Source organism: Vagococcus sp. WN80Y (assembly GCF_059621045.1).
This window is the reverse complement of record NZ_JCAQHY010000023.1, coordinates 1-641: the sequence shown is the minus strand read 5'-3', so window position 1 is coordinate 641 and position 641 is coordinate 1. Positions and strand designations below refer to the sequence as shown.

The window sequence follows — 641 nt, the reverse complement described above, 5'->3', positions numbered from 1 at the left end:
ACCTTCGTTGCGGCCGTGGCCGCTTTTTCGGTCCCTCCATCAATCTGATACCCTTTTATCACATAACCGGATGGTGCGGCTGGGAAAGTTTTCGAATAGGTCGCTCCATCGTTCAAGGTGACTGAGGTATTCGCTTTGATGCTCACACCTTTTTGATTCACATACTGCTCCGTTACTTTCCACTGTTTCTGATAAATATACGTCACAATCTGATCTTTCGTCACTGGGGCAATCGTTACCTTCGTTGCGGCCGTGGCCGCTTTTTCGGCCCCTCCATCAATCTGATACCCTTTTATCACATAACCCGCTGGCGCGACTGGGAAGGTTTTAGAATAGGTCGCTCCTTCATTCAGGGTGACTGATGTTGCGTCTTTGTCTTTGATCTTCACACCGTTTTGATCCACATACTGCTCCGTCACCTTCCACTGTCTTTGATAAATATACTTCACGATGTAGTTTTTCTTCACATTGGCGATGGTCACTTTCGTGGTACCGGTGGCCGCTTTTTCTGGCTCGTTCTCTATCTGATACCCTTTTATCACATAACCGGATGGTGCGGCTGGGAAAGTTTTCGAATAGGTCGCTCCATCGTTCAAGGTCACTGATGTTGCGTCTTTGTCTTTGATCTTCACACCTTTTTG

Annotated in this window: 1 protein-coding gene; it reads right to left on the bottom strand. The window is 47.3% G+C overall.

The features are described 5' to 3' along the window. Nucleotides 1–641 (bottom strand): MucBP domain-containing protein (locus AC5KOD_RS02410; RefSeq protein ID WP_496912959.1); only part of this gene is annotated, 641 nt, incomplete at both ends.